This is a genomic window from Aeromonas lacus, from assembly GCF_000764665.1.
Lineage (GTDB): Bacteria > Pseudomonadota > Gammaproteobacteria > Enterobacterales > Aeromonadaceae > Aeromonas > Aeromonas lacus.
This window is the reverse complement of sequence record NZ_JRGM01000131.1, coordinates 110023-127518: the sequence shown is the minus strand read 5'-3', so window position 1 is coordinate 127518 and position 17496 is coordinate 110023. Positions and strand designations below refer to the sequence as shown.

At 60.2% G+C, this 17496-nt stretch carries 17 protein-coding genes; 8 read left to right on the top strand and 9 right to left on the bottom strand.

Annotated elements, in window-relative coordinates:
- Positions 1–165: 165 nt before the first annotated feature.
- A complete protein-coding gene (dapB, locus tag LG31_RS0110115) occupies positions 166–978 on the bottom strand; it encodes a 4-hydroxy-tetrahydrodipicolinate reductase (protein WP_033114351.1) in 813 nt (270 codons plus the stop codon).
- Between the two features lie 330 nt (positions 979–1308).
- On the opposite strand from dapB, the gene LG31_RS0110110 reads away from it, so the two are divergent.
- From LG31_RS0110110 to serA, 4 genes are all read left to right on the top strand, one after another.
- Positions 1309–2634 (top strand): Na+/H+ antiporter NhaC family protein, encoded by a 1326-nt coding sequence (locus tag LG31_RS0110110; RefSeq protein ID WP_033114344.1) that lies wholly within the window; start codon positions 1309–1311, stop codon positions 2632–2634.
- Between the two features lie 118 nt (positions 2635–2752).
- Positions 2753–3349, top strand: a complete 597-nt coding sequence (locus tag LG31_RS0110105) for a 5-formyltetrahydrofolate cyclo-ligase (protein WP_033114343.1) — start codon at positions 2753–2755, stop codon at positions 3347–3349.
- A 161-nt stretch (positions 3350–3510) separates the two neighbouring features.
- Complete coding sequence (rpiA, locus tag LG31_RS0110100; RefSeq protein WP_033114342.1) at positions 3511–4164, top strand: ribose-5-phosphate isomerase RpiA; 654 nt, start codon at positions 3511–3513, stop codon at positions 4162–4164.
- Between the two features lie 208 nt (positions 4165–4372).
- A complete protein-coding gene (serA, locus tag LG31_RS0110095; RefSeq protein WP_033114341.1) occupies positions 4373–5605 on the top strand; it encodes a phosphoglycerate dehydrogenase in 1233 nt (410 codons plus the stop codon).
- Positions 5606–5804: 199 nt separating this feature from the next.
- Here serA and LG31_RS0110090 read toward each other — a convergent pair whose 3' ends face one another.
- Entirely contained in the window at positions 5805–6185 is a 381-nt protein-coding gene (locus LG31_RS0110090; protein ID WP_033114340.1) for a diacylglycerol kinase, read from the bottom strand.
- Positions 6186–6329: 144 nt separating this feature from the next.
- On the opposite strand from LG31_RS0110090, the gene LG31_RS0110085 reads away from it, so the two are divergent.
- Positions 6330–7394: a 3-deoxy-7-phosphoheptulonate synthase gene (locus tag LG31_RS0110085; protein ID WP_033114339.1), complete on the top strand. Its 1065-nt coding sequence runs from the start codon at positions 6330–6332 to the stop codon at positions 7392–7394.
- A gap of 410 nt (positions 7395–7804) precedes the next feature.
- Here LG31_RS0110085 and LG31_RS0110080 read toward each other — a convergent pair whose 3' ends face one another.
- The 3 genes from LG31_RS0110080 to LG31_RS0110070 all read right to left on the bottom strand — a co-directional run bounded on the left by LG31_RS0110080 (position 7805) and on the right by LG31_RS0110070 (position 10421).
- Positions 7805–8590, bottom strand: coding sequence for an ATP-binding cassette domain-containing protein (locus LG31_RS0110080; protein WP_050513444.1), 786 nt, complete (start codon positions 8588–8590; stop codon positions 7805–7807).
- Positions 8577–9584, bottom strand: a complete 1008-nt coding sequence (gene btuC / locus LG31_RS0110075; protein ID WP_033114338.1) for a vitamin B12 ABC transporter permease BtuC — start codon at positions 9582–9584, stop codon at positions 8577–8579. The genes LG31_RS0110080 and btuC overlap by 14 nt, the downstream gene beginning before the upstream one ends.
- A 102-nt stretch (positions 9585–9686) precedes the next feature.
- A complete protein-coding gene (locus tag LG31_RS0110070; protein WP_033114337.1) occupies positions 9687–10421 on the bottom strand; it encodes a substrate-binding periplasmic protein in 735 nt (244 codons plus the stop codon).
- A 112-nt stretch (positions 10422–10533) separates the two neighbouring features.
- Here LG31_RS0110070 and LG31_RS0110065 point away from each other — a divergent pair, with 112 nt between their 5' ends.
- Complete coding sequence (locus tag LG31_RS0110065; protein ID WP_005302630.1) at positions 10534–10890, top strand: DMT family protein; 357 nt, start codon at positions 10534–10536, stop codon at positions 10888–10890.
- A 59-nt stretch (positions 10891–10949) separates the two neighbouring features.
- On the top strand, positions 10950–12089 hold the full coding sequence (gene tapW / locus LG31_RS0110060; RefSeq protein WP_033114336.1) for a type IVa pilus ATPase TapW: 1140 nt from the start codon (positions 10950–10952) through the stop codon (positions 12087–12089).
- A 65-nt stretch (positions 12090–12154) separates the two neighbouring features.
- Here the strand turns inward: tapW and LG31_RS0110055 are convergent, their stop codons facing one another.
- Positions 12155–12604, bottom strand: a complete 450-nt coding sequence (locus LG31_RS0110055; protein ID WP_033114335.1) for a methyltransferase family protein — start codon at positions 12602–12604, stop codon at positions 12155–12157.
- Positions 12605–12779: 175 nt separating this feature from the next.
- Here LG31_RS0110055 and alr point away from each other — a divergent pair, with 175 nt between their 5' ends.
- Positions 12780–14006, top strand: a complete 1227-nt coding sequence (gene alr, locus LG31_RS0110050) for an alanine racemase (protein ID WP_033114334.1) — start codon at positions 12780–12782, stop codon at positions 14004–14006.
- A gap of 196 nt (positions 14007–14202) precedes the next feature.
- On the opposite strand, the gene LG31_RS0110045 is transcribed toward alr, so the two are convergent.
- The 3 genes from LG31_RS0110045 to oppD all read right to left on the bottom strand — a co-directional run bounded on the left by LG31_RS0110045 (position 14203) and on the right by oppD (position 17422).
- Positions 14203–15147: a TerC family protein gene (locus LG31_RS0110045; protein ID WP_033114333.1), complete on the bottom strand. Its 945-nt coding sequence runs from the start codon at positions 15145–15147 to the stop codon at positions 14203–14205.
- Between the two features lie 298 nt (positions 15148–15445).
- Positions 15446–16441 carry a murein tripeptide/oligopeptide ABC transporter ATP binding protein OppF gene (gene oppF / locus LG31_RS0110040; protein ID WP_033114332.1) on the bottom strand — a complete coding sequence of 332 codons (996 nt, stop codon included), beginning with the start codon at positions 16439–16441 and terminating at the stop codon, positions 15446–15448.
- Entirely contained in the window at positions 16442–17422 is a 981-nt protein-coding gene (gene oppD / locus LG31_RS0110035) for an ABC transporter ATP-binding protein (protein WP_033114331.1), read from the bottom strand.
- Positions 17423–17496 lie beyond the last annotated feature (74 nt).

Here is a 17496-nt window from a genome sequence, read left to right as displayed (position 1 = left end):
GGCGATAAAAGGAGTGAACAAAATGAAATGAGTGTTTTTGACTGACTGAATCAAAAGAAGCGTGCTAACCAGCATTTATGTAACTTTTTGCTCAGCAGACAGCAAAAACCCCGGCAAGCCGGGGTTTGGTCAGACAGGATAATCAGACAGAAGAAAGCGGAAGAATCACTTCAGATTGAGCACATCCTGCATGTCATAAAGACCGGCGCCCTGCTGGCGCAGCCACTTGCCGGCGCGCACTGCACCGTTGGCAAAGGTAAGACGGCTGGAGGCCTTGTGGCTGATCTCTACCCGCTCGCCGATGTCAGCAAACATGACGGTGTGCTCACCCACCAGATCGCCGGCGCGGATGGTGGCAAAGCCGATGGTGTTGCGATCCCGCTCGCCGGTGATCCCCTCGCGGCCATAGACGGCGCACTCTTTCAGATCCCGGTCCAGCGTCTTGGCCACCACCTCGCCCATGGAGAGGGCGGTACCGGACGGCGCATCCACCTTGTGGCGATGGTGGCCTTCGATGATCTCGATGTCGGTGTAATCCCCCATCACCTTGGCGGCCTGCTCCAGCAGTTTGAACACCAAATTGACCCCGACCGAGTAGTTGGAGGCGAACACGATACCGATCTGCTTGCCTGCCTCTTTAAGGGCTGCCTTACCTGCCTCGTCAAAGCCGGTGGTGCCAATCACCATCTGCTTGTTATGGGCCAGCGCAAAGGCCAGATTGGCCAGGGTCACCTCGGGGCGGGTGAAGTCGATGATAAGGTCAAACTGATCGCGCACCTTGTCGAGGCTGTCGCTGATGGCCACACCCAGATGACCCAGCCCGTTGAGATCGCCAGCATCCAGACCGATCACCGCCGACCCCGGCCGCTCAAGCGCCGCGCCAACCACCACCCCTTCGGTGTTGGTGACAGCCTCCAGCAGCACCTTGCCCATACGACCATTACAGCCCATCACGGCCACACGGATCGGATTGTCCATCTCCACCCTCTCATCTCTTTATTATGGAAAGAGACCGTTTTACCAGCCTGCGTCTGCTTTGAAAAGCCCGCCGTGCGCCAGCTGACTGCACCGACAAATAGACAGACTTTTCTTTTAAATCCGAATATTTAACGGATTTAATCAGAACAACCAAATCGACCGATAAAAAACCTTATCCATCTGGACGTCTATCTTGACCGGGCAGGGTTGACTCACTACTGTGGGCCCCCCGATGCGGCAGGATGCCTGCGCTGTTTTCCCCTATCCCGACCCGATAAAGGCACAAAGCAGTTCACGACAGGAGGTCATTGTTCAATTTCAGAGGAACACATGATCCAGACCCAACCCAGTGCCAGGGCCTTGCTGCCGCTACTGGTCTTTCTCGCACTCTTCATCGGTACCGGTACCTGGCTGACCCTGCAAGGGGTCGAGTTCGCCTTCTATCAACTGCCCGCCCCTGTTGCCGCCCTGCCTGCCGTGATGCTGGCCCTGCTGCTTGGCAAAGAGGGCTTCAACAGCAATCTGGAGACCTTCTTCAAAGGGGTCGGCCACAGCAACATCATGGCGATGTGCCTTATCTATCTGCTGGCAGGCGCCTTTGCCAGCGTGGCAAAGGCCACCGGCGGCGTTGACGCCACCGTGGCGCTCGGTCTGTCGCTTATCCCCGGCTGGGCTCTGCTGCCCGGGCTGTTCCTCATCTCCGCCTTTATTGCCACTGCCATGGGTACCTCCATGGGGACCATAGGTGCCGTGGCGCCGGTCGCGCTCGGTGTGGCGCAGGCGGCCGGCATCGATCCGGTGCTGATGGCAGGCACCATCCTCTCCGGCGCCATGTTTGGCGATAACCTCTCCATCATCTCCGACACCACCATCGCGGCGACCCGCAGTCAGGGGTGCGAGATGAAGGACAAGTTCCGCGAGAACGTCAAGATTGCCGCCCCTGCTGCCATTGCGGTGATCCTGCTCTATCTGGCACTCGGCTCTGTCGGTGCGGCGCCCGCCAAGGCCGGAGCCGTCGACCTGCTCAAGGTGATGCCCTACCTGCTGATCCTCGGCCTGGCGCTCTCTGGCATGAACGTGTTCGTGGTGCTGGGGATCGGCATTGTCGCCGCTGGCGCCGTCGGCATGATCAATGGCTACGCCATCGGCCAGTTCAGCAAGGATATCTATCAGGGCTTTACCGGCATGCAGGAGATCTTCCTGCTCTCCATGCTCATCGGTGGCCTCGGCGCCCTGATGGAGCGTCAGGGTGGTCTGGCCTGGATAAGCGTCCGCATCGGCGCCCTGATTGCCCGCTTTACCCGCAGCCACCATGGCGAGCAGAACGAGAAAGCGGCCGAGCTCGGCATCGCCGGGGTGGTGAGCCTCACCAACCTCTGCACCGCCAACAATACCGTCGCCATCATTGTCGCGAGCAAGGTCGCCCGCGATCTGGCCGAACATCACGGCGTCACCCCGCGCCGTGCCGCCTCCATGCTGGATATCTTCTCCTGCGTGATCCAGGGTCTCATCCCCTGGGGGGCTCAGGCGCTGCTGCTGGGCTCCATCTTCGCCCTCTCGCCGCTGGCGGTAGTGAGCATGAGCTTCTACCCGATGGCGCTGGCACTGGCCGCGCTGGTCGCCGTCTTTGTCAAACACCAGATGCGCCAGCGTTGATCCAGCGGGTACCGGCACTCGCCGGTACCCGCTTTTCACCCCGTCCCCACGAGAGAATATGTTAAGGTAAGGGCCATGTACGCCCTGCCGTCCATTGCAGTCAGCCCGGAGGTTCCCCATGCAAGAGTCCCAGCCCGAACGTCAATCTCTTCGCCAACTGGTACGTCAACGCAGAAAGAGCCTTAGTCCGCTCGAACAGCAACAGGCAGCCCAACAACTGCTGAGCCAGTTCAAACAGCACCCCGAGATCCTCGCCGCCAAACGCATAGCTCTCTATCTGGCCAATGACGGGGAGATCAATCCCCTGCCCGCCATCCACTGGCTGTGGGCCCAGCAGAAAGAGGTCTATCTGCCGGTGCTCCATCCCTTTACCCCCGGTCACCTGCTCTTCTTGCGCTACACCGCCACCAGCCCCATGGAGCGCAATCGCTACGGCATCGAAGAGCCCGAGCTGGATATGCAGCAGGTGGTGCCCCACAGCACGCTGGATCTTATCTGCACCCCGTTGGTCGCCTTCGATGGCGACGGCAATCGCCTCGGTATGGGGGGCGGCTACTACGATCGCACCCTCGCCATCTGGCATGAGCACAGAATGGGCCCCAAGCCGCTGGGGATTGCCCACGACTGCCAGCAGGTGGATGCGGTGCCGCAGGAGGTGTGGGATGTGCCGCTGCCGCAGATCATCACCCCGAGTCGCTGCTGGCGCTTTGAATAGGCTGTTTTTGGCCAGCTGCCTCAGCTTTGTGCGCGCAAACGCAGAATAAACAGGCAAACGATTTACTTCCTGTCCCTTTTTGCCCCGGAACGTGAGCAACATGGTCGCGACGGGCTACGGGGTTGGATATAATGCGCCCGCTTTTTTCTTAAGGAACGATCATGACTCAAGATGAAATGAAGAAGGCGGCCGGTTGGGCTGCGCTCAAGTATGTGGTTCCCGGCACCATCGTCGGGGTGGGCACCGGCTCTACCGTCAACCACTTTATCGACGCGCTGGCGACCATGAAGGACGAGATCAAGGGGGCGGTATCCAGCTCCGTGGCCTCTACCGAACGCCTCAAGGGCTTCGGCATCACCGTGTATGATCTCAACGAGATCGACGCCCTCTCCGTCTACGTGGATGGCGCCGACGAGATCAACGGGACCCGCGACATGATCAAGGGCGGCGGCGCAGCCCTGACCCGCGAGAAAATTGTCGCCGCCGTGGCCGACAAGTTCATCTGCATCATCGACAACACCAAAACCGTCGACGTGCTGGGCAAGTTCCCGCTGCCGGTCGAAGTGATCCCCATGGCCCGCGAATACGTGGCCCGCGAGATCAAGAAGCTGGGCGGCAACCCGGTCTGGCGTGAAGGCGTGGTCACCGACAACGGCAACCACATCCTGGATGTGAAGGATATGGCCATTACCGACGCCAAAGGGCTGGAAGTGCAGCTCAACGCCATTGTTGGCGTGGTCACCAACGGCCTGTTCGCCCACCGTGGCGCAGACGTGGTGGTGATCGGCACCCCGGATGGCGTGGTTATCCAGTAATCCCCCTGCGGATGCAAGACGGCGCCTCATGGCGCCGTTTTCATTTATTACTCAACAAGTTGCAAAGCCCTGTTTACAACAATCGTTGATAACTTCAAAGAATTTGACTTTCGTCACAAATATTCCCTCTCCCAAACGTTTTTGCTACTTTACGGTTTTCTTCGCACACCAAATCTGCACTTACGTTTGCACATACAGAGGGATCGTCATGACCGCCAAGTTTTCATTGGACAAGGATAAAATCAAGGTACTGCTGCTGGAGGGGGTTCACCCCAACACGGTAGAGACCTTTCGTGCCGCAGGTTACAACAGTGTGGAGTATCTCAAGACCTCTCTCTCTGAAGAGGAGCTGATTGAACGGGTTCGCGACGTCCATTTTATCGGGCTGCGCTCGCGCACCCAGATCACCGAGAAGGTACTCGATGCCGCCCCCAAACTGGTCGCCATCGGCTGCTTCTGCATCGGTACCAACCAGGTCGAGCTGGAAGCAGCCCATCTGCGTGGCATTCCGGTCTTCAACGCCCCCTTCTCCAACACCCGCTCGGTCGCCGAGCTGGTACTGGGTGAGATCCTGCTGCTGCTGCGCGGTATCCCCGAGAAGAACGCCAAGTGCCATCGCGGGGTGTGGGAGAAGCTGGCCAACCGCTCGGTGGAAGCCCGTGGCAAGAAGCTCGGCATCATAGGCTACGGCCACATCGGCACTCAGCTTGGCATCATCGCCGAGAGCATCGGCATGAAGGTCTACTACTACGACATCGAAAACAAGCTCTCGCTGGGTAACGCCATTCAGGTACCCAATCTGGTGGAGCTGCTCAATATGTCCGACGTCATCAGCCTGCACGTGCCGGAGACCGCCTCCACCAAGGATCTCATCGGTGCCGAGCAGCTGCGGATGATGAAACCGGGCGCCGTCTTTATCAACGCCTCCCGCGGCACCGTGGTGGATATCGATGCCCTGGCTGATGTCATCAAGAGCGGCCATATCTCCGGCGCCGCCATCGACGTCTTCCCGAGCGAGCCCAAGTCCAATGACGAAGAGTTCCTCACCCCGCTGCGCGGGTTGGACAATGTCATCCTGACCCCGCATATCGGCGGCTCCACCCAAGAGGCGCAGGAGAACATCGGGCTGGAGGTGGCCAACAAGCTCATCAAGTACTCCGACAACGGCTCCACCCTCTCTGCCGTCAACTTCCCGGAAGTGTCGCTGCCGGGCCACAAGGGCTCCAGCCGCCTGCTACACATTCACCGCAACCAGCCGGGCGTGATGAACCAAATCAACCAGATCTTCGCCGAAGAGGGGATCAACATCGCCGGCCAATACCTGCAAACCAGCAGCCATATCGGTTACGTGGTGATCGACGTGGAGACCGAGCACAGCGAGAAGGCGCTGGCCAAGCTCAAGGAGATCAACGGCACCATCCGTGCCCGCATCCTCCACTGATAAACCCTTATCTGCGCAGCAAAAAGCCCGTCGTGATGACGGGCTTTTTTATGATGTGATGCTCAACGCTCGTCCGCGTCGGTGCTGCTTTACCCCCTTCTCCCCTCGCGGGAGAAGGGTTGGGGATGGGGGGGAGAAGATGCCTCCCTCACCCAGCCCTCTCCCAAAGGGAGAGGAGACGATAGGAAATGGGCCTGACTTACCACAATCCCAAAAGATTGCGCCCCACCAGCGCCCCCCACACCAGCGCATTGAGTGCCAGCGCGATAAAGACGGCGGCAGAGCCGAGATCCTTGGCGCGGCCGGAGAGCTCGTGATGCTCGGGGCCGATGCGATCGACCACCGCCTCGACGGCGGAGTTGAGCACCTCGACGATCACCACCAGCCAGCTGATGATGATGAGCAACAGGATCTGGTTGAGGGAGTCGCCAATCCAGAACGCCAGCGGCATCAACAGCAGGATCAGCATCAGCTCCTGCCGAAATGCCGCCTCGTTGATCCAGGCTGACCTGAGTCCTTTCATGCTGTAACCGGCTGCATTGATGATGCGGGTGACCCCGGTTGCCCCTGGCTTTGCCACGCTATCTACCTCATTTGGAATCGATTTTGGCTTCACATCCTATCAGAGCCCCCCAAGGTTTCAATCGGTGGACTTTTGCTTTATTTTATCCCTTTGCATTTTCGCCCCCTGCGGCTGACACCACCCACTCGAGACTTGAGTTGTATGTCCATTCACACAGATGAATTGCGCACCCGTCGCCTGGAGTCACTGATCACTCCGAGCGAGCTTGCCCACGCGTTTCCGATCACCGACACCGTTGCCCAGAATCTGCTGGATGCCCGTCGCGAAGTGGAGGCCATTCTGGCCGGAGAAGATCAGCGCCTGCTGGTCATTGTCGGCCCCTGCTCCATCCACGATCCTGCGGCCGCCCGCGAATATGCCCAGCGCCTCAACGCCCTGCGCGAGCAGTATAAAGAGAGCCTCTGCATCGTGATGCGTACCTATTTCGAGAAGCCGCGCACCATCGTCGGCTGGAAAGGGCTCATCAACGATCCGCGCCTCGATGGCAGCTTCGATGTCAACGAAGGGCTGAAACTGGCGCGCAAGCTGCTGGTCGATATCAATGAGCTCGGCATGCCCACCGCCACCGAGTTCCTCGATATGGTGACCGGCCAGTACATTGCCGACCTCATCACCTGGGGCGCCATCGGCGCGCGTACCACCGAATCCCAGGTACACCGCGAGATGGCCTCCGCCCTCTCCTGCCCGGTCGGCTTCAAGAACGGCACCGACGGCAACACCCGCATCGCCATCGATGCGGTGCGCGCCGCCCGCCACAGCCACATCTTTTACTCCCCGGACAAGGACGGCAAGATGACCATCTACCGCACCGCCGGCAACCCCTTTGGTCATGTGATCCTGCGTGGCGGCCACCGCCCCAACTACGACACCGCCAGCATCGACGAAGCGTGCGAAGCGCTGGCCGATGTGGGCCTGCCGGAGCGGCTGGTAGTCGATTTCAGCCATGGCAACAGCATGAAAGATCACCGTCGCCAGTTGCTGGTGGCACAAGATATCTGCGATCAGCTGCGCCGCGGCCGCACCGGCATCGCCGGCATCATGGCCGAGAGCTTCCTGGTGGAAGGGCGTCAGGATGTGGAGAACGGCTGCGCTGCCACCTTTGGCCAGAGCATCACCGATGCCTGTCTGTCGTGGAGCGACACCGAAACCCTGCTGACCATGCTGGCAGAAGCCGCGCAGGTGCGCCTGAGCAAGCTAACTCGCTAACCCGCGTTACCCGAGATACACAAAGGGCCGGATATCCGTGATATCCGGCCCTTCTTTTTTTGCCTGCCACCCTTATCCGTTCGCACAATCCCTCCCGTCAGATCGGACAACCCGCTCACAGGGCCCGCCACCTCCTGCAAAAGGCCGACTCGCTGCCAACAGGATAGGCATAAATTGAATTTATGGATTTTCCCTACATGGCCCAACTTTTACTTATACCGGACGATTGACCACTCAGGTTGCTCTCGATTGGTCGCAACGGGCACCCAGAGAGCCCCTCCGATCAGGGAGATGGGTTAGCAACCGGTATGAAGGTGGCAAATCGTGAAGCAGGGAGACCATGCAATAAGGCAATACAGGCAAACAGAAAGCACATGGCGCAGAGGCGCCCTTGTCGGCGCCTCCGTCACTCACAGCGTCGGCATAAACCAGACCCGCCCTGCCGATTCGATGCGGTCGGTGCGGATCTGGAACACCTGCTCCAGCAGCGCCTCATCCACCAGCTCGACGCCTCCTTCACGCACAACCCGGCCCTGTTGCAGGCAGAGAATGCGGTCGGCCCAGTCGATGGCCAGATTGATATCGTGGATGGCGAGCACCACCAGCAAGCCCTGCCCGGCCAGGGTTTTCAGCAGCCGCAATAGCGCCAGCTGATGATGCAGGTCGAGCCCCGCCAGCGGCTCGTCCAGCAGCAGCACCTTGCCTGCCGGATTGAGGCTCGGCCACACCTGCAGCAGGGTACGGGCAATCAGCACCCGCTGCTGCTCGCCTCCCGACAACCGGCTGAAATCCCTCGCCAGCAAGCCATCCAGCTCCAGCGCCTGACACAAGGCGGTGATCGCCTCGTTCTGCCTGCTGGCCGAGGTGGTCTCGGCGAGACCCAGACTCAGCACCTGAAACACCGGAATATGGAACAGCTGGGGCTGGCGCTGGGGCAACATGGCGCGCCGCTGCGCCAGCTCCGGCCAACTCAGATCCGCGACCGGCTCGCCACCGATCTGCACAGTCCCGCCTGCCGGCAAGATGCCGGCCAGGGCGCCAAGCAGGGTCGATTTGCCGCTGCCGTTGGGGCCGAGCAGGGCCACCAGCTGGCCGTCCTGCCAGACGATATCGAGGGGGGCGAGCCGGTTGGCGACGGTGAGCCCCTGCGTGGCCAGCAGGGGAAGGCTTGGCCGCAGTTCATCACGAGGTGGCATGGGCATCTTGTCTCAGCAGCAGGTAGATAAAGAGCGGCGCGCCGACCGAGGCGGTGATGACGCCGATGGGCAACTCGCCGGCATTCAAGGCAGAGCGGGCCACCAGATCGGCGGCCAGCAGCAGGGCCCCGCCACCGAGCGCCGAGGCGGGCAGCAGAAAGCGCTGATCGCTACCGCCACAGAGCCGCAGCAGATGGGGCACCACCAGCCCGACAAAACCGATCACCCCGCAAAGCGACACCGCCAATCCGGTGAGCAGGCAAACCGCCAGCACCAGCCGAACCCGCATCTTGTCCACATCCAGCCCCATCAGGCGGGCCTGGGTCTCCCCCAGCAGCAGCTGTTGCAACACCTTGCCCTGGCGGCAGAGCCAGAGCAGGGTGAGCGGCAACAGCAGCCACCACCAGCCAAGCTGCTGGCTGCCATAAGAGAGGCTACCCATCATCCAGAACATGAACTCACGCAGCGAGCTGTCGTCAGCGAAATAGAGCAGCCAGGTCATGGCGGCATTGGTGAGAATGCCGATGGCGACGCCAAACAGCAGCAATCTGGCATGGCCGAGCCGGGCCCGGCGCGCCAGCCGAATGAGCAGCATGGTCACCAGCAGAGCACCGCCAAAGGCTGCCAGCGACAGCCCCCAGCCGGGCAGATAGACGCCGAGCGCCTTGGCCACCGCCATCGCCACCATGGCGGCTAGTCCGGCTCCACTAGATACGCCAAGCAGACCGGGTTCGGCCACCGGGTTGTGCAGCATCACCTGCAACACGGCGCCGCCACAGGCGAGCGCAGCCCCTGCCAAAAGCGCCAGCAGGGCACGCGGCAGACGCAGCTCCAGCAAAATGCGCTGCTCAAGCACCCCCAGCGGCTGCCAGGGGAGCAGCACGAATTCCCCCCACGCGAGGGAGAAGAGAAAAAGCAGCAGGGTCAGTAGCAAGAGACCAAGCAGCCAGCGCCGCTGCCAGCGCTGCTGGCGCGCAACAAGTGAGAGATACAAGCCGGTTCCCCGCAACGAAAGAGGGTTTCTCCCCCGGCTGGCCACTCTGGCCACAGAGGAGAATCGAGAGGGGGAATGATAACAGCGCCGTGCTACCCGAGGTCAAGGCTGATAGGGTCTGGCGATTTGCTGGATCTCGCCGTTTACCACCAGCTTTTGCAATGCCTGCGCCAGCGGCAACTTGAGATCCTGATAGGGTGAGCGTTTGCTCATCCCGAGATACAGGGTGATGGGACGAGCTGGCCGGTAAGGGGCTTTGGCCAGGGCAAGGGCCGGCTCGCGGCTCAGGGCGTAATCAACCTGACAGTCGGTGCCAATCATCAGCGGCAGGTGGCCGCGCTGCACCATCCGCAGCAGCTGCTCCTCGGTGGCGACCCCGTGCTTGTCGAGCCGGATGTCGCTGTCAAACGGTTCAAAGTAGGCGGAGTTAAGCACGAATCCCACCTTGACTCCCAGCAGGTGACTGTATTGATCGAGCCGGGCCACCTGCTCCCGCTTGCCATAGAAGGCGGGCCAGCACTGGTAGTAGGCCGGTTGCAGATAATCGATAAATTGTGCCCGCTCCGGGGTATGGGCCAGCCCAATCATCAGATCGACCTGTCCGGTCTGCATCTGTTTGAGCGCCCGCCCCCAGGGCATCCGTTTCACCTGCAGCCGGATGCCGCTCTCTTGCTCCAGCCGGTGCAGGATCTCGATATCGATCCCCAGCAGCTGGCCATCCGGCTGCAAAATGCGAAAAGGGGGCCAGACATCGGTCGCGACCGTCAGCGTCGGCATCGCATTGACCCACCCGGCAGCAAACAACAGTAACAGCACAATCCTGTGTAACTTGCCCATTCCGCACCAACCTCGCACGGCTCATCCTGATTGCTTAAAAATACCCTGCCCCACCGCGTATGAAAACAATCGCTTCAGGGATAAAATGCGCCGAATTTGCGAGGAGAACCCAATGAACCCGATTTTCACCAGTATCGGTCTGCTGCTCTGCAGCAACGTCTTCATGACCTTCGCCTGGTACGCCCACCTCAAGAGCATGAATCACAAACCCTGGATCATCGCCGCTCTGGTGAGTTGGGGCATCGCCCTGTTCGAATACCTGCTGCAGGTGCCCGCCAACCGCATCGGCCACACCGTGCTCTCCGTAGGGCAGCTCAAGATCCTGCAGGAGGTGATCACCCTCACCGTGTTCGTCCCCTTCTCCATCTTCTATCTGAAAGAAGATCTGAAATGGGACTACCTGTGGGCCGGGCTCTGCATTCTGGGCGCCGTCTTTTTTGTCTTCCGCGAGAAACTGACCGGCGCCTGACGCTGTACACTCAATGACATTCGAAGTAATGGCATCTGCTTGATAGACGAGGCAAAACCATGGAATTGCGAGACATGTTACAGACCCTGGCCAAACAGGATGGCTCAGACCTCTATCTGTCGACCGGCGCGCCCCCCTGCGCCAAATTCAACGGGGTACTGCGCCCCCTGAATGAGACGCCGCTCAACCCGGGCGATGTGGCGGCCATTGCCGAGGCCATCATGGACAAGGAGCAGAAGGAGCAGTTCGAGCGGGAGCTGGAGATGAACCTCGCCATCTCACTGCCGCAGATCGGCCGTTTCCGGATCAACATCTTCAAGCAGCGCAACGAAGTGTCGCTGGTGGCACGCAACATCAAGACCGAGATCCCCCGCTTCGAAGATCTGAAACTCCCCCCCGTGCTGCTCGACACCATCATGGAGAAGCGCGGACTGGTGCTGTTTGTCGGCGGTACCGGCTCGGGTAAATCGACCTCGCTGGCGGCGCTTATCGACCATCGCAACCGCAACAGCGGCGGCCACATCATCACCATCGAAGATCCGGTGGAGTTCGTTCATCGCCACCGCAAGAGCATCATCAATCAGCGGGAGGTTGGCGTGGATACCCGCAGCTTCCACGCCGCCCTGAAAAATACCCTGCGTCAGGCGCCGGACGTCATCCTTATCGGGGAAATTCGCGACCGCGAAACCATGGAGCATGCGCTGGCCTTCTCCGAAACCGGCCACCTCGCCATCTCCACCCTGCACGCCAACAACGCCAACCAGGCGTTGGACCGCATCATCAACTTCTTCCCGGAAGAGCGCCGCCCCCAGCTGCTCAACGACCTTGGCAACAACCTCAAGGCCTTTGTCTCCCAGCGGCTGGTGAAAACTACCGATGGCGGCCGCAGGGCAGCAGTGGAGATCATGCTGGGCACCCACACCATCCGCGACATGATCAAACGCGGCGAGTTTGGCGGCCTCAAGGAGGTGATGGAAAAATCCAAAGCGCTCGGCATGGTCACCTTCGACAGCGCCCTGTTCGATCTGGTGGTGGAAGGGGTGATCGACGAGGAGGAGGCGGTCAAGAACGCCGACTCGGCCAACAACCTGCGCCTCAAGATCAAGCTATGGAAAGAGAAGGGCCAGATCGCCAGCAGTAGCGATGCCACCGGCTGGAGTCTGGAGCCGACCAAGGACGAGAAGGACGACCATTTCTAACCCCGTTTATCTGCCGGCAACGCTTCTGCTGCGCCGGCAACCTCTCCCCCGATCCACTCACCGCCTTAACACCAGCGCCGCACCTGCTGGCAATAGCGAGCATACTCTTCGCCAAAACGGGCCCGCAGCAGCCGCTCCTCCGGCATGATCTGGAAACGGGTCAGCCAGAGCGCCAGCAGTGCCGGACCAGCCCAGACCCAGACTCCCCCGAGATAGCAGCCCCAGCCGGCCAGCCAGCAGAACAGCCCCAGATACATGGGATTGCGGCTGATGCGATAGACGCCGCCGGTAACCAGATGACGAGTTTCATGCGGCCGGGTGGGGCTGACGGTAGTCTTGTGATGCCTGAAGCGAAACAGGGCGCCAAAGCCCATGATGGCCCCCGCCACAAACAAAAGGGCGATGAGGCCCCACATTCCCATCCCGGGGTGTGCCTCTCCCCTGACCCACCACATGGCTGCAGCACAACAGACAAACACCAGTGGCGGTGGCAGGCGCAACTCCATATTGACCATTTTTTTCCCCTGAAAAGTGTCGGAACAACCACGCCTGCGGTAGACTCAATCGCTTGTCCAAGTCTGCCGAGAGTGACAAAGATCATAATAATAACAACAAGTTGACGTTGAGCCACAGCCAATGTGACCAACTCGACCCACACTATCCTCACGCGAACAACAAAAAGGAACCACCATGCACAAGAAGACACTGCTGGCCACTCTGATCCTGGGCCTGCTGGCCGGTCAGGCCGTCGCTGCCCCTTACCTTCCGCTGGCCAGCGATCACCGCAACGGCGAAGTCCAGACCGCCAGCAATGCCTGGCTGGAAGTCGATCTCGGCGCCTTCGAGCACAATATCCAGACCCTCAAGGATCGTCTCGGTGACAAAGGGCCGAAGATCTGCGCCATCATGAAGGCGGACGCCTACGGCCACGGCATCGACCTGCTGGTCCCCTCGGTGGTCAAAGCCGGCATCCCCTGCATCGGTATCGCCAGCAACGAAGAGGCCCGTGTCGCCCGCGAGAAGGGCTTCACCGGCCGTCTGATGCGGGTGCGTGCTGCCACACCGGATGAGGTCGAGCAGGCGTTGCCCTACAAGATGGAGGAGCTCATCGGCAGTCTGGTCAGTGCCCAGGGCATCGCCGATATCGCCCAGCGCCACCACACCACCATTCCGGTGCATATCGCCCTCAACTCCGCCGGCATGAGCCGCAATGGCATCGATCTGCGACTGGCCGACTCCAAGCAGGATGCGCTGGCCATGCTCAAGCTCAAGGGGATCACCCCGGTCGGCATCATGACCCACTTCCCGGTGGAGGAGAAAGAGGACGTCAAGATGGGTCTGGCCCAGTTCAAGCTGGACTCCCAGTGGCTGCTGGAAGCGGGCAAGCTGGATCGCAACAAGATCACCATCCACGCCGCCAACTCCTTCGCGACACTTGAAGTACCGGACGCCTACTTCGACATGGTCCGCCCGGGCGGCCTGCTCTACGGTGATTCCATCCCCTCCTACACCGAGTACAAGCGGGTGATGGCGTTCAAAACCCAGGTTGCCTCCGTCAACCACTACCCGGCCGGTAACACCGTCGGTTATGACCGCACCTTCACCCTCAAGCGCGACTCCTGGCTCGCCAACCTGCCGCTCGGTTACTCCGATGGCTATCGCCGGTCACTGAGCAACAAGGCCTATGTGCTGATCCAGGGCCAGAAGATGCCGGTGGTCGGCAAGACCTCCATGAACACCATCATGGTGGACGTGACCGACCTGAAAGGGGTGAAACCCGGTGACGAGGTGGTGCTGTTTGGCCGTCAGGGAAGTGCCGAGGTGAAACAGGCAGATCTGGAGCAGTACAACGGCGCCCTGCTGGCGGATATGTACACCATCTGGGGCTACACCAACCCCAAGAAGATCAAACGCTGAGCACACGATATGAAAAAGGGCTCCCGCGGGAGCCCTTGTTGTTACTGCTTTATGATCTGCCGCGCTTAAGCGGCCTTTTTACGGGTCACAAAGAGGCTGAGTCCCATAGAGGCCAGCAGGATCAACGCCACCACGCCCAATGCGATGTCACTCAGGGGGATCTTGAACAGACCCCACCGAGATTATTAACGCCGCTTCACGCCGCCTTTTTACGGGTCACAAACAGACTCAGCCCCATGGATGCCAGCAGGATCAGCGCAACTACGCCCAATGCTATGCCGGTCGGGATCTTGAAGATATCCAGCAACAGCATCTTGACCCCGATAAACATCAGGATCAGCGCCAGACCGTACTTCAGCAGAGCGAAGCGATCAGCCACCCCGGCCAGCAAGAAGTACATGGCGCGCAGACCCATGATGGCGAAGATGTTGGAGGTCAGCACGATGAAGGGATCCGTGGTCACCGCGAAGATGGCCGGGATACTGTCCACCGCGAAGATGAGATCGCTCACCTCCACCAGCACCAGAATGAGCAGCAGCGGGGTGGCATAGCGCACACCGTCACGCCAGACGAAGAAGTTCTCCCCTTCCAGGGTCTCGGTCACCTTGAAACGACGGCGCATCCAGCCCAGCAGCTGGTTGTTGGCCAGATCCGGCTCCTTGTCGGCCGCCCACAGCATCTTGGCACCGGTCAGCAGCAAGAAAGCGCCGAACAGGTAGAGGATCCAGTGGAACTGCTCGATCAGCCAGCTGCCCGCGAACACCATACCGGCACGCATCACGATGGCCCCCAGTACCCCGTAGAGCAGCACGCGACGCTGCAGCTCGGCCGGAATGGCAAAGTAGCCAAACAGCATCAGCCAGACGAAGACGTTGTCCACCGCCAGCGCCTTCTCGATGAGATAGCCGGTGAGGAACTCCAGCCCCTTCTGGTTGGCAATTTCACGGCCTGCACTGTGATCCAGCCAGAGCCAGATCGCCAGATTGAAGAGCAGCGCCACGCTGACCCAGATAAGGGACCAGATGCCTGCCTCTTTCAGCGACACCTTGTGGGATTTGCCACCGCCGACAAACCGTATGTCTATCCACAACAGGACCAGCACTATGCTGAAGAAACCGGTCCACATCCACCATTCACCCATGTTCACCTCTCCCAAAAACGACAAAACCCACGTCCGAGAGGCGTGGGTTTGCGTTTAGAGCAGATACACCTTGCCTCTCGGCAAGGTCTCACTTACAGCCCATTTTCATCGACTGCCCGGCTGCCGGGTACACCTCAATGGATGCACCGTAATGACGACAAACCGGCGAGAAGTTACTCCCCTTGTTGCGCGGATATTAACAGCGGAAAAAGATAACGCCAAGAGACATCTTCATCTGTGGCCAAAATTAATCGGGGCACCACCAAGGTGCCCCGCAAACAGGTTCAACACATCGCAATCAGAGCGGGTCGACCTTGAGGCAAGAGACGGCGTGATCGAAGTTTCCCTCCAGCACAGGGCGGGTCTTGGCACACTCGGGGCCAGCCACCGGGCAGCGGGTGCGGAACACGCAACCTGATGGCGGATTCATCGGCGATGGCAAGTCCCCTTCCAGGATCTGGATCACCTTGTTGCGCTCCAGCTCCGGATCAGGGATCGGCACCGCCGACATCAACGCCTTGGTGTACGGATGCAACGGATTGGCGAAGATCTCCTTGCGGGTCCCCAGCTCAACGGCGTTGCCCAGATACATCACCAGCACCCGGTCGGAGATATGTTTGACCACCGACAGGTCGTGGGCGATAAAGATAAGCGACAGCCCCATCTCCTTTTGCAGTGACTTGAGCAAGTTAACCACCTGCGCCTGGATAGAGACGTCGAGCGCCGACACCGGCTCATCGCAGATAATCATCTTGGGCTCGAGGATCAGCGCCCGGGCGATACCGATCCGCTGGCACTGGCCGCCAGAAAACTCGTGCGGGTAGCGGTTGACCAGGTTGGGCAACAGCCCGACCTTGCTCATCATGGCGCGCACCTTCTCCTTCACCTCTTCCCGCGGCAGGTTGGGATAGAAGGTGATGAGCGGCTCGGCAATGATGTCACCTATGGTCATACGCGGGTTGAGGGAGGCCAGCGGATCCTGGAAAATCATCTGGATCTCTTTACGCTTCTCGCGCAGGGCATTCTGGTCGAGCTTGGTAAGATCATCACCCAGCCACACCACCTTGCCTGCCGTCGCCGGCACCAGACCGATGATGGCGCGGGCGAAGGTAGATTTGCCGCAGCCGGATTCACCCACCACCCCGAGGGTTTCCCCTTCGTAGAGACGCAGGGTAACACCATCGACCGCCTTCAAATCGGATGGCTTGGCCCAGGGCCACGCCTTGCCACTTTTGATACTGAAGTGCACCTTGAGGTCAGACACTTCCAACAGCAATTTCTTCTCGGCACCCATTTAGTTGGCCCCCTTGTTGATGGCATCCGATACCCAATGGCAGGCCCGCTCCCGGCCGTCGTTGAACGGCGTCAGGATTGGCGACTGCTGGCCACAAATCTCGCTCACCCGGTGGCAGCGCTCCTGGAAGGGGCAGCCGGTGGGCAGACGCAGCAGGTTGGGCGGATTGCCCGGGATGGTGGGCAGCACTTCCCCTTCGGTATCTAGGCGCGGAATGGCGCGCAACAAGCCTTCGGTGTAGGGGTGGCTGGGGCGATAGAAGATATCGTCCACCTTGCCGTACTCCATGGTACGACCGGCATACATCACCAGCACCTTGTTGCAGATACCGGCGACCACGCCAAGGTCGTGGGTGATCATGATGATGGCAGTGTTGAACTCGCGCTTGAGCTCGTTCATCAGGGTCATGATCTGGGCCTGTACGGTCACGTCGAGCGCGGTGGTCGGCTCGTCGGCGATCAGCAGTTGCGGCCGGCAAAGCAGCGCCATGGCGATCATCACCCGCTGGCGCATACCGCCGGAGAACTCGTGGGGGTACATCCCCATCCGCTTGCGCGCTTCGGGGATCTTCACCGCATCCAGCATCCGCACCGACTCCTCGAACGCCGCAGCCTTGTTCATCCCCTTGTGCAACATCAGCACTTCCATCAGCTGATCCTGCACCTTCATGTAGGGGTTGAGCGAGGTCATGGGGTCCTGGAAGATCATGGCGATCTTCTCGGAGCGGATCTTGTTGAGCTTGGACTCGGGGAGATTGAGGATCTCTTCGCCCTGAAATTTGGCGGAACCGGTGATCACGCCGTTCTTGGCCAGCAAGCCCATGATGGCAAACGCGGTCTGGGATTTGCCGGAACCGGACTCGCCGACGATCCCCAGGGTTTCACCGGCGGAGAGAGAGAAGTTGAGGTCGTTGACCGCCACCACATTGCCATCCGGGGTCTTGAACTCGACCCGCAGATCTTTTACATCCAGTAATTTCATAAAAACTCCTTATCGATCTTTCGTGACGTTTTCCTGTCGATCCGATTCGCTGTCAGCGATGGGTGGCCGCACTC

Coding starts and splice junctions, on each gene's coding strand:
- alr (WP_033114334.1), top strand. CDS start 12,780: ATGCACAAGAAGACACTGCTGGCCACTCTGATCCTGGGCCTGCTGGCC.
- LG31_RS0110080 (WP_050513444.1), bottom strand. CDS start 8,590: ATGCCACCTCGTGATGAACTGCGGCCAAGCCTTCCCCTGCTGGCCACG.
- dapB (WP_033114351.1), bottom strand. CDS start 978: ATGGACAATCCGATCCGTGTGGCCGTGATGGGCTGTAATGGTCGTATG.
- LG31_RS0110070 (WP_033114337.1), bottom strand. CDS start 10,421: ATGGGCAAGTTACACAGGATTGTGCTGTTACTGTTGTTTGCTGCCGGG.
- LG31_RS0110045 (WP_033114333.1), bottom strand. CDS start 15,147: ATGGGTGAATGGTGGATGTGGACCGGTTTCTTCAGCATAGTGCTGGTC.
- oppD (WP_033114331.1), bottom strand. CDS start 17,422: ATGAAATTACTGGATGTAAAAGATCTGCGGGTCGAGTTCAAGACCCCG.
- LG31_RS0110055 (WP_033114335.1), bottom strand. CDS start 12,604: ATGGTCAATATGGAGTTGCGCCTGCCACCGCCACTGGTGTTTGTCTGT.
- LG31_RS0110065 (WP_005302630.1), top strand. CDS start 10,534: ATGAACCCGATTTTCACCAGTATCGGTCTGCTGCTCTGCAGCAACGTC.
- rpiA (WP_033114342.1), top strand. CDS start 3,511: ATGACTCAAGATGAAATGAAGAAGGCGGCCGGTTGGGCTGCGCTCAAG.
- LG31_RS0110110 (WP_033114344.1), top strand. CDS start 1,309: ATGATCCAGACCCAACCCAGTGCCAGGGCCTTGCTGCCGCTACTGGTC.
- LG31_RS0110105 (WP_033114343.1), top strand. CDS start 2,753: ATGCAAGAGTCCCAGCCCGAACGTCAATCTCTTCGCCAACTGGTACGT.
- LG31_RS0110085 (WP_033114339.1), top strand. CDS start 6,330: ATGTCCATTCACACAGATGAATTGCGCACCCGTCGCCTGGAGTCACTG.
- oppF (WP_033114332.1), bottom strand. CDS start 16,441: ATGGGTGCCGAGAAGAAATTGCTGTTGGAAGTGTCTGACCTCAAGGTG.
- tapW (WP_033114336.1), top strand. CDS start 10,950: ATGGAATTGCGAGACATGTTACAGACCCTGGCCAAACAGGATGGCTCA.
- serA (WP_033114341.1), top strand. CDS start 4,373: ATGACCGCCAAGTTTTCATTGGACAAGGATAAAATCAAGGTACTGCTG.